The organism is Klebsiella sp. JN_Kp127, from assembly GCF_040062505.1.
Classification (GTDB): Bacteria; Pseudomonadota; Gammaproteobacteria; order Enterobacterales; family Enterobacteriaceae; genus Klebsiella; species Klebsiella quasipneumoniae.
This window is the reverse complement of record NZ_JBEAHS010000017.1, coordinates 1-23,932: the sequence shown is the minus strand read 5'-3', so window position 1 is coordinate 23,932 and position 23,932 is coordinate 1. Positions and strand designations below refer to the sequence as shown.

General features: G+C 59.4%; 21 protein-coding genes and 1 tRNA gene. 13 read left to right on the top strand and 9 right to left on the bottom strand.

Features of this window, described 5'->3' with window-relative positions:
• Positions 1 to 101: 101 nt before the first annotated feature.
• Positions 102 to 1,007: a LysR family transcriptional regulator gene (locus ABLV04_RS08020; RefSeq protein ID WP_023289111.1), complete on the bottom strand. Its 906-nt coding sequence runs from the start codon at positions 1,005 to 1,007 to the stop codon at positions 102 to 104.
• A 114-nt stretch (positions 1,008 to 1,121) separates the two neighbouring features.
• Between ABLV04_RS08020 and ABLV04_RS08015 the strand changes: the two genes are divergently transcribed.
• The 3 genes from ABLV04_RS08015 to ABLV04_RS08005 all read left to right on the top strand — a co-directional run bounded on the left by ABLV04_RS08015 (position 1,122) and on the right by ABLV04_RS08005 (position 2,911).
• Positions 1,122 to 1,982, top strand: coding sequence for a pirin family protein (locus ABLV04_RS08015; protein WP_180265729.1), 861 nt, complete (start codon positions 1,122 to 1,124; stop codon positions 1,980 to 1,982).
• Positions 1,983 to 2,000: 18 nt separating this feature from the next.
• Entirely contained in the window at positions 2,001 to 2,678 is a 678-nt protein-coding gene (locus ABLV04_RS08010) for an isochorismatase family protein (protein ID WP_002898927.1), read from the top strand.
• Between the two features lie 145 nt (positions 2,679 to 2,823).
• Positions 2,824 to 2,911, top strand: a tRNA-Ser gene (locus ABLV04_RS08005).
• Between the two features lie 516 nt (positions 2,912 to 3,427).
• Here the strand turns inward: ABLV04_RS08005 and ABLV04_RS08000 are convergent.
• The 5 genes from ABLV04_RS08000 to efeU form a co-directional block, all read right to left on the bottom strand.
• Positions 3,428 to 4,072, bottom strand: coding sequence for a DsbA family protein (locus ABLV04_RS08000; RefSeq protein ID WP_180265730.1), 645 nt, complete (start codon positions 4,070 to 4,072; stop codon positions 3,428 to 3,430).
• Positions 4,073 to 4,309: 237 nt separating this feature from the next.
• Positions 4,310 to 5,098, bottom strand: coding sequence for a phosphate starvation-inducible protein PhoH (gene phoH, locus ABLV04_RS07995; RefSeq protein WP_002898923.1), 789 nt, complete (start codon positions 5,096 to 5,098; stop codon positions 4,310 to 4,312).
• A 504-nt stretch (positions 5,099 to 5,602) separates the two neighbouring features.
• A complete protein-coding gene (gene efeB / locus ABLV04_RS07990) occupies positions 5,603 to 6,886 on the bottom strand; it encodes an iron uptake transporter deferrochelatase/peroxidase subunit (protein ID WP_023289108.1) in 1,284 nt (427 codons plus the stop codon).
• 4 nt (positions 6,887 to 6,890) lie between these two features.
• A complete protein-coding gene (gene efeO, locus ABLV04_RS07985; protein ID WP_023289107.1) occupies positions 6,891 to 8,018 on the bottom strand; it encodes an iron uptake system protein EfeO in 1,128 nt (375 codons plus the stop codon).
• A 51-nt stretch (positions 8,019 to 8,069) separates the two neighbouring features.
• Positions 8,070 to 8,900, bottom strand: coding sequence for an iron uptake transporter permease EfeU (efeU, locus tag ABLV04_RS07980; protein WP_023289106.1), 831 nt, complete (start codon positions 8,898 to 8,900; stop codon positions 8,070 to 8,072).
• Positions 8,901 to 9,170: 270 nt separating this feature from the next.
• On the opposite strand from efeU, the gene ABLV04_RS07975 reads away from it, so the two are divergent.
• Complete coding sequence (locus ABLV04_RS07975; RefSeq protein ID WP_032429119.1) at positions 9,171 to 10,355, top strand: nucleoside transporter C-terminal domain-containing protein; 1,185 nt, start codon at positions 9,171 to 9,173, stop codon at positions 10,353 to 10,355.
• Positions 10,356 to 10,386: 31 nt separating this feature from the next.
• Here ABLV04_RS07975 and ABLV04_RS07970 read toward each other — a convergent pair whose 3' ends face one another.
• Together ABLV04_RS07970 and putP are read right to left on the bottom strand one after the other, a co-directional pair.
• On the bottom strand, positions 10,387 to 10,821 hold the full coding sequence (locus ABLV04_RS07970; RefSeq protein ID WP_180265731.1) for a DUF3574 domain-containing protein: 435 nt from the start codon (positions 10,819 to 10,821) through the stop codon (positions 10,387 to 10,389).
• 134 nt (positions 10,822 to 10,955) lie between these two features.
• Positions 10,956 to 12,464, bottom strand: a complete 1,509-nt coding sequence (putP, locus tag ABLV04_RS07965; protein WP_180265732.1) for a sodium/proline symporter PutP — start codon at positions 12,462 to 12,464, stop codon at positions 10,956 to 10,958.
• Between the two features lie 421 nt (positions 12,465 to 12,885).
• Here putP and putA point away from each other — a divergent pair, with 421 nt between their 5' ends.
• Together putA and ABLV04_RS07955 are read left to right on the top strand one after the other, a co-directional pair.
• Positions 12,886 to 16,848, top strand: coding sequence for a trifunctional transcriptional regulator/proline dehydrogenase/L-glutamate gamma-semialdehyde dehydrogenase (putA, locus tag ABLV04_RS07960; RefSeq protein WP_023289102.1), 3,963 nt, complete (start codon positions 12,886 to 12,888; stop codon positions 16,846 to 16,848).
• A gap of 129 nt (positions 16,849 to 16,977) precedes the next feature.
• Complete coding sequence (locus ABLV04_RS07955; protein ID WP_023289101.1) at positions 16,978 to 17,373, top strand: lysozyme inhibitor LprI family protein; 396 nt, start codon at positions 16,978 to 16,980, stop codon at positions 17,371 to 17,373.
• Here the strand turns inward: ABLV04_RS07955 and rutR are convergent.
• Positions 17,370 to 18,008, bottom strand: coding sequence for an HTH-type transcriptional regulator RutR (gene rutR / locus ABLV04_RS07950; RefSeq protein ID WP_004204508.1), 639 nt, complete (start codon positions 18,006 to 18,008; stop codon positions 17,370 to 17,372). The two genes, ABLV04_RS07955 and rutR, sit on opposite strands and share 4 nt — an antisense overlap.
• Before the next feature lie 284 nt (positions 18,009 to 18,292).
• On the opposite strand from rutR, the gene rutA reads away from it, so the two are divergent.
• From rutA to rutG, 7 genes are read left to right on the top strand one after another with little or no spacing between them, the layout of a single operon-like run.
• Positions 18,293 to 19,384, top strand: a complete 1,092-nt coding sequence (gene rutA, locus ABLV04_RS07945) for a pyrimidine utilization protein A (RefSeq protein ID WP_180265733.1) — start codon at positions 18,293 to 18,295, stop codon at positions 19,382 to 19,384.
• Entirely contained in the window at positions 19,384 to 20,094 is a 711-nt protein-coding gene (gene rutB / locus ABLV04_RS07940; RefSeq protein WP_086076567.1) for a pyrimidine utilization protein B, read from the top strand. The genes rutA and rutB overlap by 1 nt, the downstream gene beginning before the upstream one ends.
• Complete coding sequence (gene rutC, locus ABLV04_RS07935; RefSeq protein ID WP_023289099.1) at positions 20,087 to 20,479, top strand: pyrimidine utilization protein C; 393 nt, start codon at positions 20,087 to 20,089, stop codon at positions 20,477 to 20,479. The genes rutB and rutC overlap by 8 nt, the downstream gene beginning before the upstream one ends.
• Positions 20,476 to 21,279, top strand: coding sequence for a pyrimidine utilization protein D (rutD, locus tag ABLV04_RS07930; protein WP_044522016.1), 804 nt, complete (start codon positions 20,476 to 20,478; stop codon positions 21,277 to 21,279). The genes rutC and rutD overlap by 4 nt, the downstream gene beginning before the upstream one ends.
• On the top strand, positions 21,276 to 21,866 hold the full coding sequence (locus tag ABLV04_RS07925) for a malonic semialdehyde reductase (RefSeq protein ID WP_017901103.1): 591 nt from the start codon (positions 21,276 to 21,278) through the stop codon (positions 21,864 to 21,866). Before rutD ends, ABLV04_RS07925 begins: the two co-directional genes overlap by 4 nt.
• Before the next feature lie 10 nt (positions 21,867 to 21,876).
• Entirely contained in the window at positions 21,877 to 22,371 is a 495-nt protein-coding gene (gene rutF, locus ABLV04_RS07920) for an NADH-dependent FMN reductase RutF (RefSeq protein WP_048297217.1), read from the top strand.
• Positions 22,372 to 22,392: 21 nt separating this feature from the next.
• Positions 22,393 to 23,715: a pyrimidine utilization transport protein G gene (rutG, locus tag ABLV04_RS07915; protein ID WP_008805937.1), complete on the top strand. Its 1,323-nt coding sequence runs from the start codon at positions 22,393 to 22,395 to the stop codon at positions 23,713 to 23,715.
• The last annotated feature ends 217 nt before the right edge of the window (positions 23,716 to 23,932 follow it).

Below are 23,932 nucleotides of genomic sequence, written 5' to 3'. Positions count from 1 at the left end.
TCACCGCCATATTCGAGATGAGAGCCTGTACGCAAGTACGGGCTCTTTTCTTTTATATTCTCCGCTGGGGGGACGCCCCCCGGGAAAAGCGAATCCCGAAGCTAATCCTCCTCCATTCGCTGATACTCTTCGCTGAGGTAATCCACCAGCGCTCTAACGGAGGGCAGCAGCCCGCGCCGGGAGGCAAATACCGCATGGATCACTTCCCGCCGCGGCTGCCACTCATCCAGTACCACCTCTAACTCCCCTGACGCCAGCTGATCGCGCACCATCAATAAAGGAAGCTGCACCACCCCCACGCCGGCTATCGCCGCCTCGCGCAGCGCCAGCATATCGGTGGTCACCATTCGCGGCGTGAAATACACCTCCGCCCTTGCCCCTTCAGGCCCGGTAAGCTGCCATTTATGCTGATGCTTGTTCGCCCCCAGGCTGAGCCCTGGCCAGTCGCTCAGCTCAGACGGCGCCTGCGGGCGTCCGAGCCGGGAAATCAGCTGCGAACTGGCCACCAGCCGGTGCCCGCGGTCCGCCAGCACGCGCATCACCAGGTCGCTGTCCTCGATTGGCCGGGGACGGACGCGGATCGCCACATCAATGCCCTCACCGACCACATCCACCCGGCGGTTGGTCGCCTCAAGATGCAATGTTACCCCGGGATAGCGCGCCATAAATCGCGCCAGCATCGGTCCGATATGGACATGCAGCAAGGTGACCGGACAGGTGATCCTGACGCTGCCGCGCGGCTCGGCGCGCAGCGTGTCGACCGCCTGCTGCGCCGCCTCGGCCTCAATCAGCATCGCTTTGCAATGCTGGTAAAAGGTCTGCCCGACCTCGGTGACCGCGAACTGGCGAGTGGTTCGCTGAATCAAACGCACGCCCAACCGCTCCTCGAGTTGCGCAATACGGCGGCTGAGCTTGGATTTCGGCTGGTCAAGCGCTCGCCCCGCCGCGGCGAAACCGCCATGGTCCACGACCTGGACAAACCAGGCGAAGTCATTGAGATCCTGCATCCTTCCTCCATTGTTCCATTTTTGGAACAGTATAGGTCATTTTTGCTTACTACCGCACACGTCGTCCCGGATATAAGCTTATTCACATCAGTTACCGATACACAGGAGAAAGCCATGAAACAGATTACAGGAGTCTACACCGCGCCTGCGCAGCATTGGGTAGGCGACGGCTTCCCGGTTCGTTCGATGTTTTCCTATCAGACGCACGGCCAGCAGTTGAGCCCCTTCTTACTGCTCGACTATGCCGGGCCGTACACCTTCCCGGCAGGCAGCGATAAACGCGGCGTCGGTGAGCATCCGCATCGCGGATTCGAAACCGTCACTATCGTCTACGCCGGTGAAGTAGAGCATCGTGACTCCACCGGACGCGGCGGGGTGATCGGCCCAGGCGACGTGCAATGGATGACGGCCGGCGCCGGGATCCTGCACGAAGAGTTCCACTCGGAGGCCTTCACCCGCAGCGGCGGCGAGCTGAAGATGATCCAGCTGTGGGTCAACCTGCCCGCCAAAGACAAAATGACGGCCCCCGGCTACCAGAGCATTACCGCCGGGACAATCCCCACCGTCGCGCTGGCGAATGGCGCCGGACAGGTTCGGGTTATTGCCGGCCAGTATGACGACGTCAGCGGCCCGGCCCATACCTTCTCACCGCTTAACGTGTGGGATCTGCAGCTGAATCAGGGGCACGACCTCACGCTGCGCCAGCCGGAAGGCTGGAGTACTGCGCTGGTGGTACTGGAAGGGGAAGTGATCATCAACGGTTCCGAATCCGCCCGCGAAGGCCAGCTCGCCGTCCTGAGCCAGGCAGGAGACGCACTGCACCTGGAGGCGACCGCCCAGGCAAAAGTTCTGCTGATGGCCGGCGAACCGCTGCAGGAGCCGATTGTGGGCTATGGCCCCTTTGTCATGAATAACAAAACACAGATCGCAGAAGCCGTTCGCGATTTTAACAGCGGCCGCTTTGGCCAAATCTAACTCATTGAGGTGAATACTATGTCTACTCCCGCTAACTTTAACGGTGCTCGTCCGGTGATTGATGTCAACGATACCGCCATGCTGTTGATTGACCACCAGAGCGGCCTGTTCCAGACCGTCGGCGATATGCCGATGCCTGAGCTGCGCGCTCGCGCCGCCGCGCTGGCGAAGATGGCCTCGCTTGCCGGGATCCCGGTGATCACCACCGCTTCCGTGCCGCAGGGGCCGAACGGTCCGCTGATTCCGGAGATTCATGAGAACGCGCCGCATGCGAAATACATCGCCCGTAAAGGCGAGATCAACGCCTGGGATAACCCGGAATTCGTCGCCGCGGTGAAAGCGACCGGTCGCAAAACGCTGATTATCGCCGGGACCATCACCAGCGTCTGCATGGCCTTCCCGGCGATTGCCGCCGTCGCCGACGGTTATAAAGTGTTTGCCGTGATTGACGCTTCCGGCACCTACAGCAAAATGGCGCAGGAGATCACCCTGGCTCGCGTGGTACAGGCCGGCGTAGTGCCGATGGATACCGCCGCCGTCGCCTCTGAGCTGCAGCGTACCTGGAATCGCCCGGACGCCGCAGAATGGGCGGAGGTGTACACCAAAGTCTTCCCGGCCTACCAGCTGCTGATCGAAAGCTATAGCAAAGCGCAGGACGTCGTGAAGAATAACGAACAGCTTGATTCCCAGCGCTAAAACGCCTGCCCCGCTACGTCGCAGCGGGGCGTTGTTCATTGCGTGAGCGGTCGGTAAAGAAAGAAGAAATTATGCTTGACCGTTTAAACGCAACTCCCTATAGTAGCGCCCCGTTGCCCACCCAAGGTGAGCAGCAAGACAATATGGTGAGGTGTCCGAGTGGCTGAAGGAGCACGCCTGGAAAGTGTGTATACGGCAACGTATCGGGGGTTCGAATCCCCCCCTCACCGCCATATTTTAAGAAGAGCTCGTACGCAAGTACGGGCTTTTTTTTCGCATGTGGCACCCGCCGGGGGGGATGAGAATCCCCGACCGGGGTTCGACAACTGGCGCAGCCAGTTGGACAGACCGCGAGCCCGCGAGCGGGCTGCCCCGCAGGGGCGAGCGAAGCGAGTCAATCCCCCCCTCACCGCCATATTCGAGATGAGAGCCTGTACGTAAGTACGGGCTCTTTTCTTTTATATTCTCCGCTGGGGGGGATGAGAACCCCCGACCGGGGTTCGACAACTGGCAACGCCAGTTGGACAGACCGCGAGCCTGCGAGCGGGCTGCCCCGCAGGGGCGAGCGAAGCGAGTCAATCCCCCCTTCACCGCCATATTCGAGATGAGAGCCTGTACGCAAGTACGGGCTCTTTTCTTTTATATTCTCCGCCGGGGGGGATGAGAACCCCCGACCGGGGTTCGACAACTGGCGCAACCACCTGGACAGAACGAAAAAGACAATCCGAATGAAACTATCTCACTTCACGTCACTGGGATTTGTTAAGCAAAAATAAAACCAGATTCGCCATATCCTCTGCATAGGTATCATAGTCATCTTGCGCGAGTGATGCATTGTTAATATGATATTTCCCTGAAACATAAAAAGAAGGCGTACCACTTACTTTCATTTTTTCGACCAGATTGTCCTGTCTGGCAATTAAAGCTTTTACCATAAAATTACTTTGCATTTCGGCATATTTCTCGGACGTAATGCCAAGTTGATTAAATACCTTAACAATATCAGCTGTCGTTTTAATATCACGCTTAACCTGTAAGCCTTCAAACAATAACTTTTCCACCTTGCCATCTACCCCAGCATATTGTGCTACGGCCCATGCTTCTGTTAATGCTGGTCCTAAAGGTCCCATCTGGCTGACATGGTATTTTTCCAGTTTCATATCGGCGGGCAGGCGCTCTCTGATAGCTGTATCAACATTGATGCGCTCTGCAAACGCATAACAAGGTCCGCAGTAGAAGGAAAAAAACTCAACCAGTTGCGGCGGTTGCTTAACAGTAGAATTAATGACAGTGAAGTTTTTCCCTGCCTGATAATCTTTACTATAAGCAGCAGATGACAACCCCACCATCAAAATAGTAATTAATAACTTGATAACTTTCCCATGTACGACCATAGTGCTTCCCTTACAAGTATCCATACAATTAAATGAGTAAAACGGCGTAAGACGAAAGAAATTATTAGAAAGGCGCTTATGTATAGCAAAGCAGATATTCTTGTATTACAGAGAAGAAATTCTATCACCTACAGCGATGGATCCCTCAAAACAGAAATTTTATCCGCACTTCAGACTGTCGCAAAGATCAAAACAACAAAGCCCGGGCTAGCCCGGGCTTGGCTCACAGTATGACGCTCAATAATAGGCTTTCAGCGTCCGCTGGCAGAGGGCCGAGCGCACGCAGTCATCGGTGGTGAAACGCACGATGCCGATCATCTCGTCTTCCTCAAAACGCGCCAGCGCATCACTTAGGCCAGATCTCACACCAGAGGGCAAGTCGCACTGGGTGATATCGCCATTGACGATGACCGTCACGTTCTCCCCGAGGCGGGTTAAAAACATCTTCATTTGCGCTGCGGTCACGTTCTGGGCCTCGTCCAGAATCACCACCGCATTTTCAAAGGTACGTCCGCGCATATAGGCGAACGGCGCGATTTCCACCTTGCCGATTTCCGGACGCAGGCAGTACTGCATAAAGGAAGCCCCCAACCTTTTCACCAGCACGTCGTAAACCGGTCGGAAATAGGGCGCGAACTTCTCGGCGATATCTCCCGGTAAGAAGCCGAGATCTTCGTCGGCCTGCAGAACGGGACGGGTAACAATAATTCTGTCCACATCCTTATGGATCAGCGCTTCCGCTGCCTTCGCCGCACTAATCCAGGTCTTGCCGCATCCGGCTTCGCCGGTGGCGAAAATCAGCTGTTTATTGTCGATGGCATTCAGATAATGCGCCTGAGCCTCATTGCGCGCCTCAATTGGGGAAGTATCACGGCTGTCCCGCGCCATGCCAATTGCTTCTACGCCACTCATTTGCACAAGCGATGTGACCGATTCTTCTTCACGCTGCTTATGACTGCGTGAATCCCGTCTCAGCACACGTTTTGCTTCACGACGAGCTTTGATCACTGCTTTTTGTCTTCCCATGGATAGCACCTTGCGTTGTAGGTTTACATCACACGCGTCAACATCGACGCGACTATGCGCACGAACGATTGAGGTTTGGCTTCCTTGTAAGCCATTGCTTGCCGGTAGAACTGACAACGAGTCGCGGCTACGCGCACCGCGTACCCTGCCAAGGTGATAATAATTCGAAGCGGAGGGAGAAAGAGTGAGAAAATCGCTGCCGGAAGCGGGGCTTCCGTGCTGAAGAGTACGGTCTGTGGTTTTACGTTGTCCGGTACGGGACCTTACCATTCGCGATCTCCATAGTGAAACGTCACACTGCCGGGAACTACCGCGTATGTAATAAGTACATCAAAAAAGATTCTTAATGCAACTTATTTTTCACAATGACGCAACAAATAGTTCTTAAGCAAGTGTAGGAGACTATCGGTCATTTGTATTACAGAAATATAACACATGGCAGGAAATATAAGAAAAATGAGAAAAACAGCAGAAAACGCCCTGCCCTTGCGGACAGGGTCGGTATCAGGCCTGCAGCAGCGTCTGTCCCAGGTAGTGCTTGTCATCCACTACGCCGGGTAAAACAAAGAAGTAGCCCCCGCCAATGGGTTTAACGTACTCCTCCAGCGCCTCGCCGTTAAGCCGTTTCTGCACCGTCAGAAAACCCTTTTCCAGATCGTGCTGATAGCAAACGAACAACAGCCCCATATCCAGTTGCCCGGCGTTAGTGACGCCCAGCGAATAGCTGTAGCCGCGGCGCATCATCAGGCTGGACTGGGTTTCCGGCGTGCGAGGATTGGCCAGACGAATATGGCTATCCAGCGCGATCGTCTCGCCGCCAGGATCGTTGCTGTAATCCGGGGTATCGTGCTCGTTTTTCATCCCCAGCGGCGCTCCGGTGTGTTTGTCGCGGCCAAAGATCGTCTGCTGCTCTTTCAGCGGCGTCCGGTCCCAGAACTCGACGTGAAACTGGATGATGCGCGCCGCCTGATAGCTGCCGCCCACGGCCCAGGCCGGCTCGTCCTGATCCGCCGTTACCCACACGACCTGATCCATCAGCGCGCTGTCATGGCTCGCCGGATTAGCGGTGCCGTCTTTGAAACCCAGCAGGTTGATGGGGGTCTCTTTGCCTTTGCTGCGCGCCGCGCTATCGGAGATAAACCCTTCCCGCTTCCAGCGCACGCTGAGCAAATCCGGCGTATGTTTGATGACATCGCGCAGGGCGTGGATCACCGTATCCTGAGTATTGGCGCAGATCTGCAGCAGCAGGTCGCCATGGCACAGGGCGGCATCCAGCGAATCATTGGGGAAGCGAGTCATCGGCTGCAGTTTTCTCGGCACTTTATCCGCGAGGCCAAAGCGCTCATCAAACAGCGAATGGCCGACCGAGACGGTGATGGTCAGGTTATCCGGGGCAATCCACGGCCCTAAGATGCCGGAATCCATCGGCGGCAGTCGGGGATTAGGCGTATCCGGCGCCGGGCCGCCGTGGGTTAAAAAGGCGATACGCTGGGTCAGCAGCCGGAACAGACGCTCGAGGTCGGCTTTATCTGACGCCAGCACGTCGAACGCCACCAGCATCATCGAGGCCTGCTGCGGCGTCAGAATGCCCGCCTGATGCCGGCCGTAGAATGGCTGTTTTTCCTGACGCGCGTCGGGTGCAAGCGTCCCGGGGGAGCTTTCCGCTTTTGCCGCATGCGCCACCGGGCAACCGCCGGTGATGGCCAGCGCGCCGCCAAGCGCGCCGATCCCTTTCAGTAAGCGACGACGTGACGGCTCGTTCACGTCGTGTGGTTTCTGTTGTGCCATCGACTTAGTCCAGACCCAGGATCCCGCGCAGCTGAGCCAGATCTTCCGCCAGGGTGGTGATCGGCCCTTTCAGCGCATTACGGTCAGCGGTGGTCAGCTTATCGTAAGTTTCGAAACCGTCTTTGGTGCGGTATTTGCTGAGGATACTGTCCACTTTCTTAAAGTTGGCGTCCACTTTCGCCAGCAGCGCGCTGTTCTCTTTTTGCAGCTGCGGGCGCAGCAGGTCGACAATTTTCTGCGCGCCGTCAATGTTGGCCTGGAAGTCCCACAGGTCGGTATGGCTGTAGCGATCTTCTTCACCGCTGATCTTGCTGGCCGCGACTTCTTCAATTAATCCTGCCGCACCGCCCACGACTTTTGACGGCGGGAACGCCAGCTCGCTGATGCGTTTTTGCAGCTCCAGCACATCGCTGTTCAGCTGATCGGCATATTTTTCCATGCCCTTGACGCTGTTATCGCCAAACAGCGCCTTTTCCAGACGGTGGAAACCGGTGAATTTCGGATCTTCCGCTTTTTTCTCGAAGTCGTCTTCGCGGGCGTCGATGCTGCCGTCAAGGTCAGAGAACAGCTCGGCGATCGGCTCGATGCGCTCGTAATGCTGGCGCGTCGGGGCGTACAGCGCTTTCGCTTTCTCAATATCGCCCGCTTTCACCGCGTCGGTAAAGGCTTTGGTGCCGCTGACCAGCTGCGCGGTTTCCGCCGTCACATAGGCTTTGTAAGCGGTGATCGCTTCGCCGAGGCTCAGCACCGCATCGGCTTTCGCCGCGTCTTTGGTGGCGGCGCCGGTGACGATCAGTTTGCCTTTCGGGTTGGTGAGCAGGCCGCAGGTCATGTCATATTCGCCCGGCTGCAGGTTCGCGGTGAGCTTCTGGGTAAAGCCCGGCGCGATGTTCTCACGCTCTTCCACCACCATGACCCCTTTCAGAATCTCCCACTCCAGCGCTTTCTGGCTGTGGTTCTGAATAATAAACTGGGTTTTACCCGCGTTAACGGTCACCTGCATCGGCTCGCACTGTTTATCGTTGACGGTGACTTTGACCTGCGGGATATCCGCAGCCTGAGCACCGAATGCAGAGCAGAGCAGCGCGGCCACGGTCACCCGCAGCGCATTACGGCGAAAATGAATCATCATGATCATCCCTTTCGGTAAGTAGAGTGTCGCTTATAAGCTCGCAGCGCCCGGTCAGGCAGCCCGCGAGGCAGTCGTATTATTTCGCGGCGGCAGCGCAAACAGCACCAGCGCCGGGATCAGATAAAGCAGATAAACAGCCACTTCGCTGACGCTTGGCGTCTCCTGGTAGCCGAAGATCCCTTCCAGCAGCGTGCCGAACAGCGTATGCGTCGACAGCACAGTGCTCAGATCGAAGGCGGTCTCCTGGAACAGGTTCCACAGGCCCGCCTCGTGGAAGGCGCGGATCGCCCCCGCGGCCAGGCCAGCGGCCACCAGCAGGATAAACAGGCTGGTCCATTTGAAGAACACGCCGAGGTTGAGACGGATACCGCCCCAGTAGAGCAGGAAGCCCAGCACGATAGCCGTGGCCAGCCCCAGCAGCGCCCCCAGCGGCGGCCAGATGCCGACATCCTGCTGGAATGCCGCCAGCAGAAAGAAGACCGACTCCAGCCCCTCACGGGCGACCGCGAAAAAGACCATCATCACCAGCGCCCAGCCATGGTGATTGCCGCGCTGTAGCGCCTTGTCCACGGCCTGCTCCAGCTGCTGCTTGACGTTGCGTGAGACATTGCGCATCCAGAAGACCATCCACGTCAGGATCACCACCGCGATGACCGCGACGATCCCTTCGAACAGCTCCTGTTCACGCTGAGGAAATTCACCAGTGGTTTCGTTGATAAAAATGCCTAAGCCAAGACACAGCGCCGCCGCGAGGATCACGCCAATCCACATCACGCCAATCCAGTTGCCGCGCTGGGTGCGTTTCAGATAGCTGGCGATCAGGCTGACAATCAGCGCCGCCTCCAGGCCTTCGCGTAACATAATGAGAAATGGGACAAACATGCCAATACCCTTAAATGTAAAGCACCGTCAACGAATGCAAAAACAGGTAATATTTATGATAGTGATTATCATTACAATACTCAGAAACACAAGCAAAATGTGTAGAGAATGATGATCAGTTGTAAATAAATCGCTGGCAAATAATGACTTATGAAAATATTCGCCTGTTATGAGGGAAAAGAATAAGCAAAGGATTTTTTACGTCAGATATTTACCCGTCGCAGCGGCTATGGCTAAATGGCGGCCTTATTGACCTGCGAAAAGAACAACATGACTGCATTTTTTCATTTCCTGCTGGCGTTGGCGGTGATCCTCGCCCTGGCCTGGCTTGTCAGCTATGACAGACAAAAAATTCGTATTCGTTATATTCTCCAGTTGATTATTATCGAAATAGCGCTCGCTTTCTTTTTCCTGCACGCCGAAAGCGGCCTGTGGCTGGTGAAAAATATCTCCGGCTTTTTTGCTTCGCTATTAGGCTTTGCCGCCGAAGGGACCAATTTCGTCTTTGGCGGCATGAGCGAAAAAGGCTTAGCCTTTATTTTCCTTGGCGTCCTGTGTCCGATTGTGTTTATTTCCGCGCTGATTGGTATTCTCCAGCACTGGCGGATCCTGCCGATTTTTATTCGCGTCATTGGCACCCTGCTGTCGAAGGTCAACGGCATGGGTAAGCTGGAATCTTTTAACGCCGTCAGCTCACTGATCCTCGGCCAGTCAGAAAACTTCATCGCCTACAAAGGCGTGCTGGGCGACCTCTCCTCGCGGCGTCTGTTCACCATGGCGGCGACGGCCATGTCGACCGTATCGCTGTCGATCGTCGGCGCCTATATGACCATGCTGGACGCCAAATACGTCGTCGCGGCGCTGATCCTGAATATGTTCAGCACCTTTATCGTGCTGTCGGTGATTAACCCGACGCGGCCGGGCAGCGAGCAGGAAATAAAGCTGGAGAAGCTGCATGAATCGCAGAGTTTCTTTGAAATGCTCGGGGAATATATTCTGGCCGGCTTTAAGGTGGCGATGATTATTCTGGCGATGCTGATCGGCTTTATCGCGCTGATCAGCGCCATTAACGCGCTGTTCGCTACCCTGTTTGGCCTCAGCTTCCAGCAGATCCTCGGCTACGTCTTCTATCCGCTGGCCTGGCTTGTCGGCATTCCGCTGAGCGATGCGCTGAACGCCGGCAGCATCATGGCCACCAAGCTGGTCGCTAACGAATTTGTGGCGATGATTGAGCTGCAAAAGATTGCCGCCAGCATGACGCCGCGCGGGCTCGGCATTCTCTCGGTCTTTCTGGTGTCGTTTGCCAACTTTGCCTCGATCGGCATTATCGCCGGAGCGATCAAAGGCCTGAATGAACCGCAGGGCAATATCGTCTCCCGCTTCGGCCTGCGGCTGGTGTATAGCGCCACGCTGGTGAGCCTGCTTTCGGCCAGCTTCGCCGGGCTGGTGCTGTAAGACAAACGGCGGGGCTGCCCCCGCCGTTAACTCAGAACTGTACGCAGACCGGTTGGTCGACACGCATCACCGACTCCTGCGCGAACCGTGATTTATAGCCCTGGCGCAGCGCCTCAATACCGGCCTCGCTCTGCGCGTCGTTGCCATGGATCACCATCAGCGCCTTACTCTGCTCCCGCACCACCTGTCCATTCTGGCCCAGCCACTGGCCGTGGGCATCAAACACCGTCAGCCCGTCGCGAAAGCGCGGCGTGACGTCGCGGTCGACAAACTGTTGCCACTCTTCAGGGGTGATGTCTTTCCCCGCCGGGCGGCTCAGACCGAAGTAAAGCGTGGTTTGCACCATGGACTGATCCGCCGGGCAGGCGCCGGGCTTCGGCGCGCTGGCCGATGAACTTCCACCCGCCGCGCAGCCGCTGAGTAACCCTGCCAGCACCAGCGCCATTGCACCCTGTCTGAACGTCATCTTTGCTATCCTCATTGTTATTAGTCAGGAAATATCAGCGGATTTTCAAATAATTAGCAAGGGTTATAATATTCCGGCCCGGCAACAGGCAATAAAAAGCCCGCCAGCGGCGGGCTCGTGAGCGTCAGATGAGCTTACTCAGCCGTGGCGCGTACCGGCGGCGGCGTATGGTAGTGGGCATCCGCTTCGGCGAAGCGCTGCTGCATGCTGGCCGACGGCGCTTTATCCAGCAGGCTAAAGACCACAATCCCGATGCTGCCGAAGATAAAGCCCGGAATAATTTCATACAGGCCCAGCCAGCCAAACTGCTTCCAGACGATCACGGTCAGAGCGCCAATCACCATCCCGGCCAGCGCGCCGTTACGGGTCATACGCGACCACATCACCGAGAACAGCACCACCGGGCCAAAGGCGGCGCCGAAACCGGCCCAGGCATAGCTCACCAGACCCAGCACGCGGTTCTCCGGGTTGGCCGCCAGGGCAATGGCTACCAGGGCAACCACCAGCACCATCATACGGCCCACCCAGACCAGCTCTTTCTGACCGGCGTTTTTACGCAGGAAGGCTTTATACAGATCTTCAGTAATCGCGCTGGAGCAAACCAGCAGCTGACAGCTCAGGGTGGACATCACCGCCGCCAGAATCGCCGACAGCAGGATCCCGGCAATCCACGGGTTAAACAGGATTTGCGCCAGCTCGATAAACACGCGTTCGGCGTTCTGGTTAACCGCGCCCGCCAGGCTCGGGTTGTTATTGAAGTAGGCGATACCAAAGAAGCCGACGGCCACTGCCCCGGCGAGGCAGAGGATCATCCAGGTCATACTAATGCGACGCGCGTGGACGATGCTGTGGTGCGAATCCGCCGCCATAAAGCGCGCCAGAATATGCGGCTGACCGAAATAACCCAGCCCCCAGCCCATCAGCGAAATAATCGCCACGAAATTCAGCCCTTTCAGCATGTCGATATTTTCGATGCTCTTTTGCTTAATGACTTCCAGCGAATCGCCAAAGCCGCCGACGGAAATAATCACGATCACCGGGGTGAGGATCAGCGCGAAAATCATCAGGCTGGCCTGCACGGTATCCGTCCAGCTGACGGCGAGGAAGCCGCCGACAAAGGTATAGATAATCGTCGCCGCCGCGCCGGCCCACAGCGCGGTTTCATAACTCATGCCGAAGGTGCTTTCAAACAGACGCGCCCCCGCCACAATTCCCGAGGCGCAATAGATGGTAAAGAACAGCAGAATAACCAGCGCTGAAATAATTCTCAGCACCCGGCTTTTATCTTCAAAACGGCCGGTAAAATAATCGGGCAGCGTCAGGGCGTTATTATTCACCTCGGTATGCACGCGCAGGCGCCCGGCTACCAGCTTCCAGTTAACCCACGCCCCCAGCGTTAAGCCGATGGCGATCCAGCTTTCGGAAATCCCGGAGAGGAAAATGGCGCCCGGCAGGCCCATCAGCAGCCAGCCGCTCATGTCCGAGGCGCCGGCGGAAAGCGCGGTCACAAATGGCCCCAGACTGCGTCCCCCGAGAATATAATCATCAAAGTTTTTGGTCGAACGCCAGGCAATAAACCCTATCAATACCATACCAAGAATATAAATAATAAATGTCACCAGCATCGGTGTGCTAATAGCCATGCAAAGTCTCCAGAATTTTTATCGACAGCGTCCAACTTCGTCGTTTTTTTCCACTACCGGAACGGGGTAATAGCGCATTGTTTAATTGGGCGACCGTATCCTGACGGAAGCTTCGGTTTTTCACAAACGATTTAACACAGCATTTACACGAAAAACCGACGGCGCAAAACGTCAATTTGCGAGAGGTTGCACTCTCTCACGTTTTTAAAGGTTGCACCAAACAAAAGTGTTAACTCACGCATACAAATACCCTATGAGCCCGGGGTTAAAATTCTGCTATTTTAGGCACTATTTTTAACAAATCCGCCATTTCACGGCTTTCGTCACACGCCTCAATTAACAAGGTTGCACAAAGTTGCAACATAGTGGATATTTCCAGGCAACCGCATAAGCCTAACGATAAATGACAGGAGTTTTGAGCATGGGCACCACCACCATGGGTGTTAAGCTTGACGACGCAACCCGCGAGCGCATTAAATCCGCCGCGAGCCGCATTGACCGCACGCCGCACTGGCTGATTAAGCAGGCCATCTTCAACTATCTGGAAAAGCTGGAGAACGACGAAACGCTGCCCGAACTGCCGGCGCTGCTCTCCGGGGCCGCCAATGAAAGCGATGAAGCGGGTTCCCCGGCGGAAGAGCCGTATCAGCCGTTCCTCGAATTCGCCGAGCAGATCCTGCCGCAGTCGGTAAGCCGCGCGGCGATCACCGCCGCCTGGCGTCGCCCGGAAACCGACGCGGTGCCGATGCTGCTGGAGCAGGCCCGACTGCCGCAGCCGCTGGGCGAGCAGGCGCATAAGCTGGCGTATCAGCTGGCGGAAAAACTGCGCAACCAGAAGACCGCCAGCGGCCGCGCCGGCATGGTGCAGAGTCTGCTGCAGGAGTTCTCCCTCTCCTCACAGGAAGGGGTGGCGCTGATGTGCCTGGCGGAAGCCCTGCTGCGTATTCCGGATAAAGCCACCCGCGATGCGCTGATCCGCGACAAAATCAGCAACGGCAACTGGCAGTCGCATATCGGCCGCAGCCCGTCGCTGTTCGTCAATGCCGCCACCTGGGGGCTGCTGTTCACCGGCAAACTGGTCTCCACCCACAACGAAACCAGCCTCTCACGCTCGCTGAACCGCATCATCGGCAAGAGCGGCGAACCGCTGATCCGTAAGGGCGTGGATATGGCGATGCGCCTGATGGGCGAGCAGTTCGTCACCGGGGAAACCATCGCCGAAGCGCTGGCTAACGCCCGCAAGCTGGAAGATAAAGGTTTCCGCTACTCCTACGATATGCTCGGCGAAGCGGCCCTGACCGCCGCCGACGCCCAGGCCTATATGGTCTCTTATCAGCAGGCGATCCATGCCATCGGCAAAGCTTCCAACGGCCGCGGCATTTATGAAGGCCCGGGCATCTCCATTAAGCTCTCGGCTCTGCACCCGCGCTATAGCCGCGCCCAGTATGACCGGGTGATGGAAGAGCTCTATCCGCGTCTGAAATCGCTGACCCTGCTGGCGCGCCAGTATGACATTGGCATTAACATCGATGCTGAAGAGGCCGACCGTCTCGAGATCTCCCTCGACCTGCTGGAAAAACTGTGCTTCGAGCCGGAGCTGGCGGGCTGGAACGGCATCGGTTTTGTTATTCAGGCCTACCAGAAGCGCTGCCCGTTCGTCATCGACGCGCTGATCGATCTCGCCACCCGCAGCCGTCGTCGCCTGATGATCCGTCTGGTGAAAGGCGCCTACTGGGACAGCGAAATCAAACGCGCGCAGATGGAAGGTCTCGAAGGCTACCCGGTCTACACCCGCAAGGTTTACACCGACGTCTCCTATCTCGCCTGCGCGAAAAAGCTGCTGGCGGTACCGAACCTGATTTATCCGCAGTTCGCCACTCACAACGCCCATACTCTGGCGGCTATCTACCAGCTGGCGGGCCAGAACTACTACCCTGGCCAGTATGAGTTCCAGTGCCTGCACGGCATGGGCGAACCGCTGTACGAGCAGGTGGTGGGCAAAGTCGCCGACGGCAAACTGAACCGGCCATGCCGGATCTACGCTCCGGTGGGCACCCACGAGACGCTGCTGGCGTATCTGGTGCGTCGTCTGCTGGAGAATGGCGCCAATACCTCCTTCGTCAACCGTATCGCGGACAATACCCTGCCGCTGGACGAGCTGGTGGCCGACCCGGTCAGCGCGGTGGAAAAACTGGCGCAGCAGGAAGGCCAGGCCGGTCTGCCGCATCCGAAAATTCCGCTGCCGCGCGATCTCTACGGCAGCGGCCGGAGCAACTCCGCCGGTCTGGATCTGGCTAACGAGCATCGTCTGGCCTCCCTCTCCTCTTCCCTGCTCAACAGCGCCCTGCATAAATGGCAGGCATTGCCGATGCTGGAGCAGCCGGTGGCCGAAGGCGAGATGCAGCCGGTGGTCAACCCGGCGGAGCCGAAGGATATCGTCGGTTACGTCCGCGAAGCCAGCGATGACGAAGTGCAGCAGGCGCTCACCAGCGCTATCAACAACGCGCCCATCTGGTTCGCCACCCCGCCGCAGGAGCGCGCCGCCATTCTTGAGCGCGCCGCGGTGCTGATGGAAAGCCAGATGCCGACCCTGATGGGGATCCTGGTGCGCGAAGCGGGTAAAACCTTCAGCAACGCCATCGCCGAAGTGCGCGAAGCCGTTGACTTCCTCCACTACTACGCCGGTCAGGTGCGCGACGATTTCGATAATGAAACCCACCGTCCGCTGGGTCCGGTGGTCTGCATCAGCCCATGGAACTTCCCGCTGGCGATCTTCACCGGGCAGATTGCCGCCGCGCTGGCGGCCGGCAACAGCGTGCTGGCGAAACCGGCGGAGCAGACGCCGCTTATCGCCGCTCAGGGCGTGGCGATCCTGCTGGAAGCCGGCGTGCCGCCAGGGGTGATCCAGCTGCTGCCGGGCCGCGGGGAAACCGTCGGCGCCGCGCTGACATCCGATGAGCGCGTGCGCGGCGTGATGTTCACCGGCTCCACCGAAGTGGCCACCCTGCTGCAACGCAATATCGCCAGCCGCCTCGACGCTCAGGGACGCCCAACGCCGCTGATCGCCGAAACCGGCGGGATGAACGCGATGATCGTCGACTCGTCGGCGCTTACCGAGCAGGTGGTGATCGACGTCCTGGCTTCCGCGTTCGACAGCGCCGGTCAGCGCTGCTCCGCCCTGCGCGTCCTCTGCCTGCAGGAAGAGGTAGCCGACCACACCTTAACCATGCTGCGCGGCGCGATGAGCGAGTGCCGGATGGGCAATCCCGGCCGCCTGACCACCGATATCGGCCCGGTTATCGATGCGGAAGCGAAAGAGAATATCGAACGCCATATTCAGACGATGCGCGCCAAAGGCCGCACCGTCTATCAGGCGGTGCGCGAGAATAGCGAAGACGCCCGCGAATGGAACCACGGGACCTTTGTGCCGCCGACGCTTATCGAACTCGACAGCTTCGACGAGCTGAAAAAAGAGGTCTTCGGCCCGGTGCTGCACGTGGTGCGCTATAACCGTAACGAGCTGGACAAACTGGTGGAGCAGATTAACGCTTCCGGCTACGGCCTGACCCTCGGCGTACATACCCGTATCGACGAGACCATCGCCCAGGTCACCGGCAGCGCGAAGGTGGGCAACCTGTACGTCAACCGCAATATGGTTGGCGCGGTGGTCGGCGTGCAGCCGTTCGGCGGCGAAGGGTTGTCCGGTACCGGTCCAAAAGCCGGCGGTCCGCTGTACCTTTACCGCCTGCTCTCCAGCCGTCCGCAGGGCGCAGTTGGCGTGACCTTCGCCCGCCAGGATGCAGAGCGTCCGCTGGACGCCCAGCTGAAAACGCTGCTGGAAAAACCGCTGCAGGCGCTGCAGCAGTGGGCGGCGGGCCGTCCTGAGCTGCAGGCTCTGTGCCAGCAGTACAGCGAGCAGGCGCAAAGCGGCACCCAACGCCTGCTTCCGGGGCCCACCGGCGAGCGCAACACCCTGACGCTGATGCCTCGCGAGCGCGTGCTGTGCGTGGCGGATAATGAGCAGGATGCGCTGATCCAGCTGGCGGCCGTGCTGGCGGTCGGTTGTGAAGTGCTGTGGCCGGACAGCGCCCTGCAGCGCGATCTGGCGAAGAAACTCCCGCGGGACGTCAGCGAGCGGATCCGTTTCGCCAAAGCGGATCAGTTGCCTGGCCAGGCCTTCGACGCGGTTATCTATCACGGCGACTCCGACCAGCTGCGCGAGCTGTGCGAGCAGGTGGCGGCGCGCGACGGGGCGATTGTCTCCGTGCAGGGCTTCGCCCGCGGCGAAACCAATCTGCTGCTGGAGCGCTTGTACATCGAGCGTTCGCTGAGCGTCAACACCGCGGCGGCAGGCGGTAACGCCAGCCTGATGACCATCGGCTAAGACGGGCTCCCCGGTGGCGCTGTGCGCCGCCATCCGGGAAATCGGCGATGCGATCAGCTAATGACAGCCGACGTCAGCTGTGCTTAATTAAGGCTCCCGGACGGGAGCCTTTTTTATGGGAGCAGAACAATGAAACGCATGTTATTTGCCGCGGCGGTCTTGCTGGCCAGCGGCGCGGCGCTGGCGGACGAGTGCAGCAACGCCAACACCCAGACCGAAATGAATCAGTGCGCGGCCGCGCAGTATCAGGCAGCCGACAAAAAGCTGAACGACACCTGGCAGCAGGCTCTGCAGCGTGCGGTGGGTAAACAGCAGACATTACTGAAGCAGGCCCAGCAGGCATGGATCGCCCTGCGCGACGCCGACTGCGCTTTCCTCGCGTCCGGAGCCGAAGGCGGCAGCATGCAGCCGATGCTGGTGAGCCAGTGCATGACCGATAAGAGCGTGGAGCGGGAATCTTTCCTCGCCTCGCTGCTGCAGTGCGAGGACGGCGATCAAAGCTGCCCGCTGCCGCCGGCCAATTAACGGACGCGAATGCCTTCGATAATCATCCGCTGGACATTATCGACCGTTTGCTCAAAAAAGGCCGCGTCCTGCAGCGTGGCGCCGGTGACCGCCTCCACCTGGGTGGCGAAGTCGGCGTAATGCTGGGTAGTGGCCCAGATCATAAAGATTAAATGCTGCGGATCGACCGGCGCCAGCTTGCCGCGGTCGATCCAGCCGGAAACAATCGCCGATTTCTCATCGACCAGCGCTTTCAGATCCCCGGTCAGTTCGCCCATCAGCAGCGGCGCGCCCTGCAACATCTCAAGGCAGAAGAGCTTCGAGGCCTGGGGGTGATCGCGGGACACCTCCAGCTTCAGACGAATATACTCGCGGATCGCCACCAGCGGGCTGATATCCTCGCGAAAGGCCTTCAGCGGCGCCAGCCAGATGGCGAGGATCTGCTGCAGAACGGCCACGTACAGCGCCTCTTTCGAAGGGTAGTAATAGAGCAGATTGGTTTTCGACACCCCGGCGCGCTCAGCCACCTGCTCCAGTCGCGTACCGTGAATACCAAATTGCGAAAATGCCTCCAGCGCGGCGGCCAGGATGGCCTCCTTTTTGGCGCTGACCGCTTGTGAACGTTTGCCGTTTTTCTTCACCGCGCCCTGTGCCATACATCCTCTCCTTCAGTTGACGCCACCAGCATAGCAAAAGCCCTTCGCCGACACGACCCCATGCACCCTGATTGCGCATGACTGCCGTTTTTTCGTGCACTGATTTTGACCATCCAGTCCACTTTTTTATCGTCCTTTTTAGCAACCCAATAGCAACACATTAATAACATTAGCATTTATAAAACTGGCATCGCGTTTGCTTTACCTCTTCTGCGAGGTGGTCCAGGGAGAGGCAGGATGCCGCGCCACCGCAACCCATCTTCCATGACTGTAGAGAGGTAGGTATGAAAATTGGTGTTTTCGTTCCCATTGGCAACAACGGCTGGCTGATCTCCACCCATGCCCCGCAGTATATGCCGACCTTCGAACTGAATAAGGCTATCGTGCAGAAAGCCGAGCACTACCATTTCGACTTCGCGCTCTCCATGATCAAGCTGCGCGGCTTCGGCGGGAAAACCGAATTCTGGGATCACAACCTGGAGTCCTTCACCCTGATGGCCGGCCTGGCCGCGGTGACCTCGAAGATCCAGATCTACGCCACCGCCGCCACCCTCACGCTGCCGCCGGCGATCGTCGCCCGGATGGCCTCCACCATCGACTCCATCTCCGGCGGCCGGTTTGGCGTCAATCTGGTGACCGGCTGGCAAAAACCGGAATATGACCAGATGGGCATGTGGCCAGGGGATGACTATTTCGCCAGCCGCTATGACTATCTCACCGAATACGTTCAGGTGCTCCGCGACCTGTGGGGCACCGGGCGCAGCGATTTCAAAGGCGACTACTTCACCATGAACGACTGCCGGGTCAGCCCGCGCCCTTCGCAGCCGATGAAGGTGATCTGCGCCGGGCAGAGCGACGCCGGCATGGCCTTCTCCGCCCAGCACGCCGACTATAACTTCTGCTTTGGCAAAGGGGTCAACACGCCAACGGCCTTCGCGCCGACCGCGGCGCGTATGATGCAGGCGGCGGAAAAAACCGGCCGTGACGTAGGCTCCTATGTGCTGTTCATGGTGATCGCTGACGAAACCGACGAAGCGGCGCGCGCCAAATGGGAGCACTACAAAGCGGGCGCCGATGAAGAAGCGCTGGCGTGGCTCACCGAGCAGAGTCAGAAAGACACCCGCTCCGGCAGCGATACCAACGTGCGCCAGATGGCCGACCCCACCTCGGCGGTCAATATCAACATGGGCACCCTTGTCGGATCCTATGCCAGCGTCGCCTGTATGCTTGATGAAGTCGCGAGCGTGCCCGGCACCGACGGCGTGCTGCTGACCTTTGATGATTTTCTTGCCGGCATCGACGCCTTTGGCGAACGCATTCAGCCGCTGATGCGCTGCCGGGACCATATTGCTCCTGTTACCCGTGAGGTGGCCTGATGATTACCCTTCCCGCTCGCCCGGAATCCCTGACCTTCCCGCCGCAGCAGAGCGCGCTGATTGTTGTCGATATGCAGAACGCCTACGCCAGCCTGGGCGGTTATCTGGATCTCGCCGGATTTGACGTCTCCGCCACCCGGCCGGTTATCGACAATATTAATACCGCCGTCGCCGCCGCTCGCGCCGCGGGCATGCTGATTATCTGGTTCCAGAACGGCTGGGATGACCAGTATGTTGAAGCCGGCGGCCCGGGCTCGCCGAACTACCATAAGTCCAACGCGCTGAAAACGATGCGTCAGCGCCCGGAACTGCAGGGCAAGCTGCTGGCGAAAGGCGGCTGGGATTATCAGCTGGTGGACGAGCTGACGCCGCAGGAAGGCGACATCGTGTTGCCGAAACCGCGCTACAGCGGCTTCTTTAACACTCCGCTCGACAGCATTTTGCGCAGCCGCGGCATCCGTCATCTGGTGTTCACCGGGATCGCCACCAACGTCTGCGTCGAATCGACGCTGCGCGATGGTTTCTTCCTCGAATACTTCGGCGTGGTGCTGGAGGATGCTACCCATCAGGCCGGACCGGCCTTCGCCCAGCAGGCGGCGCTGTTCAATATAGAAACCTTTTTCGGCTGGGTCAGCGACGTCGAGAGCTTCTGCCGCGCGCTGTCCCCTGCCACCCCGCTGTCTTTAGCCAAGGAGAAACGTTATGCCTAAACAGGTGATTATTCCGCCAGGCACCACCACGCCGATTGCCCCCTTTGTTCCGGGGACGCTCGCCGATGGCGTGATCTACGTCTCCGGCACTCTGCCGTTTGATAAGCAAAACAATGTGGTGCACATCGGCGACCCAAAGGCGCAAACCCGCCACGTGCTGGAGACCATCAAGAGCGTTATCGAAACGGCGGGCGGGAGTATGGCGGATGTGACTTTCAACAGCATCTTTATCACCGACTGGACAAATTACGCCGCGATTAACGAGGTTTACGCCGAGTTCTTCCCCGGCGATAAACCCGCGCGCTTCTGCATTCAGTGCGGGCTGGTGAAGCCCGATGCGCTGGTGGAAATCGCCAGCGTCGCCCATATCGGCACCCCGACATGATGAGGCTCAATATTGCTCCGGCCCCATGGCCCGGCGCGCCGGTGGTGGTCCTCAGCGCAGGTCTGGGCGGCGGCGGCGGCTACTGGCTGGCGCAGCGCGCGGCGCTGGAGGAACAGTATCAGCTGGTAAGTTATGACCATAACGGGACCGGGGAGAACGCCGGTCCGCTGCCCGCCGACTACAGCATGGCGACGATGGCCGGGGAGCTGTTCAGCGCTCTGCAGGCGGCGGGGATCGCCCGCTTCGCGCTGGTGGGCCACGCGCTGGGGGCGCTGATTGGCCTGCAGCTGGCGCTCGATCGCCCCGAGGCGGTGAGCGCCCTGGTGCTGGTCAACGGCTGGCTGTCGCTGTCGCCGCACACCCGCCGCTGCTTCCTGGTGCGCGAGCGTCTGCTGCATGCCGGCGGCGCGCAGGCGTGGGTCGAAGCGCAGCCGCTGTTTCTCTACCCGGCGGAATGGATGGCCGCGCGCCTGCCGCGCCTCGAAGCCGAAGATGCGCTTGCCATCAGCCATTTTCAGGGCAAGGAGAACCTGCTGAAGCGGCTGCAGGCCCTGAAGCAGGCTGATTTTTCCCGTCGTGCGGCGGCCATCGCCTGCCCGACGCTGATGGTTAGCGCCGCTGACGACCTGCTGGTCCCGGCCTCCTGCTCCCGCGTGCTGCAGACGGCGATCCCCGGCAGCCAGCGCGTGGAAATGCCGTGGGGCGGGCATGCCTGCAACGTCACCGACGCCGATACCTTTAATACCATTTTACGCGACGGGCTGGCCGCTATGCTGCCGGTCGCCAGGGAGACCCGATGAACGACGCGATAAACCAGACGGCCTGCGAGACGCTGTTTACCCAGGCCCGGACCCACAACGGCTGGCTGGATAAGCCAGTGAGCGATGCGCAGCTGCAGGCAGTCTGGGACCTGATGAAAATGGGGCCGACTTCCGCCAACTGTTCGCCGGCGCGCATCGTGTTCGTGCGCAGCGCGGAAGGCAAAGAGAAGCTCCGCCCGACGCTCTCCAGCGGCAATCTGCAGAAAACCATGCAGGCGCCGGTGACCGCCATCGTGGCGTGGGACAGCGCCTTTTACGACCGGCTACCGACCCTGTTTCCCCACGGCGATGCCCGCAGCTGGTTCACCTCCAGCCCGCAGCTGGCGGAAGAGACCGCGTTTCGCAACAGCTCCCTGCAGGCGGCGTATCTGATTTTCGCCTGCCGGGCGCTGGGACTCGACACCGGGCCGATGTCCGGTTTCGATCGGGAAAAAGTCGATGCAGCGTTTTTCGCCGACAACGGCTGGAAAAGCAACCTGCTGGTGAACATCGGCTATGGCGACCCCGGCAAACTGTATGGCCGCCTGCCGCGTCTGTCCTTTGATGAAGCCTGCCTGCTGGCATAAGGAGTTGGCGATGAAGTTAGCGGACAAAGAGAGTTTTCGTGACGCCATGGCCCGCGTCGGCGCCGCGGTTAACATTATTACCACCGATGGCCCGGCGGGCCGGGCGGGCTTTACCGCCAGCGCGGTCTGCAGCGTGACCGACACCCCGCCGACCCTGTTGGTCTGTCTGAACCGCTCAGCCTCCGTGTGGCCGGTGTTCAGCGAACACCACACGCTGTGCGTCAATACCCTGGCGGCGGGACAGGAGGCGCTGTCAACGCTGTTTGGCGGTAAAACGGCGATGGACGAGCGCTTTGCCGCCGCCGACTGGCAGACCGGCGTCACCGGCTGCCCGCGGCTGGAGGCGGCGCTGGTCAGCTTTGACTGCCGCATCGACCAGCGCGTCAGCGTCGGCACGCACGACATTCTGTTTTGTCACGTCGTGGCCATTACCCGTCACCCGGAACCCCGGGGTCTGATGTGGTTTGACCGCGGCTATCACACGCTTATGCGACCCGCTTGTTAACCTTTAACCCGGGATATCATCATGGCACTCTTCGATTTTCCTCGCTGGAAGCTGACCTCCCCCGCCGCCGAATCCGGCGTTGTCGCGCCCGATGAACGCTTATCGGCCGGGCAAACGCTGGTGATGGGCGTGCAGCACGCCGTTGCGATGTTCGGCGCGACGGTGCTGATGCCGTTGTTGATGGGGCTCGACCCAAACCTGTCCATACTGATGTCGGGGGTCGGCACCCTGCTGTTCTTTGTCGTCACCGGCGGACGGGTGCCGAGCTATCTCGGCTCCAGCGCCGCCTTTGTCGGGGTGGTGATCGCCATTACCGGCTTTAACGGCCAGGGACTCAACCCTCACCTCAGCGTCGCCCTTGGCGGGATCATCGCCTGCGGGCTGGTCTATACCCTGATCGGTCTGGTGGTGATGAAGATCGGCACCCGCTGGATCGAGCGCCTGATGCCGCCGGTGGTGACCGGGGCGGTGGTGATGGCTATCGGCCTGAACCTGGCGCCGATTGCCGTGCGCAGCGTCTCCGCCAGCGCCTTCGACAGCTGGATGGCGGTGTTAACCGTGCTCTGTATCGGCATAGTCGCGGTATTTACCCGCGGGATGCTGCAGCGTCTGCTGATCCTGGTCGGCCTGATCGTCGCCTGCGCGCTGTACGCCCTGCTGGCTAACGGCTTTGGCCTCGGCAAACCGCTGGACTTCTCTCCCCTCGCCCAGGCGGCGTGGTTCGGGCTGCCGCACTTTACCACCCCATCCTTTAACGGCCAGGCGATGATGTTGATTGCCCCGGTCGCGGTGATCCTGGTGGCCGAGAACCTCGGCCACCTGAAGGCCGTCGCCGGGATGACCGGGCGCAATATGGATCCGTACATGGGGCGCGCCTTCGTCGGCGATGGTCTGGCGACCATGCTCTCCGGCTCGGTCGGCGGCAGCGGGGTCACGACCTATGCGGAGAACATCGGCGTCATGGCGGTGACCAAGGTCTACTCGACGCTGGTGTTTGTCGCCGCGGCGCTGATTGCCATGCTGCTGGGCTTCTCGCCGAAATTCGGCGCATTAATCCACACCATTCCCGGGCCGGTGATCGGCGGCGCCTCGATCGTGGTCTTTGGCCTGATCGCCGTCGCCGGGGCGCGGATCTGGGTGCAAAACCGCGTCGACCTCAGCCAGAACAGCAATCTGATCATGGTGTCTGTGACCCTGGTGCTGGGCGCCGGCGATTTCGCGCTGTCGCTGGGCGGCTTTACGCTGGGCGGGATTGGTACCGCCACCTTCGGGGCGATCCTGCTGCACGCGCTGCTTCATCGCGGGACGCGTGAGGCGAAGGAGGCCAGGGTAACGCCGGTTTAAGCCACATTAGCGCGGCGTTGGCGCAGGGAGCGGTGGGGGCCGGATAAGTCGATACAGTTATCGGTTTGCAACGGTTTCGCCCCGGAAAAACGGCTGTTCTGGGTTATATCCAGGCAGATGGCGCTCCCGATATGTCTTCTGCGTTATGTCTCTCATGGCGCCGGGAGCGCACAGGGGGCGGCCAGTCGCCGCCGCCCCCTGTACCCCCGGGCTCCGG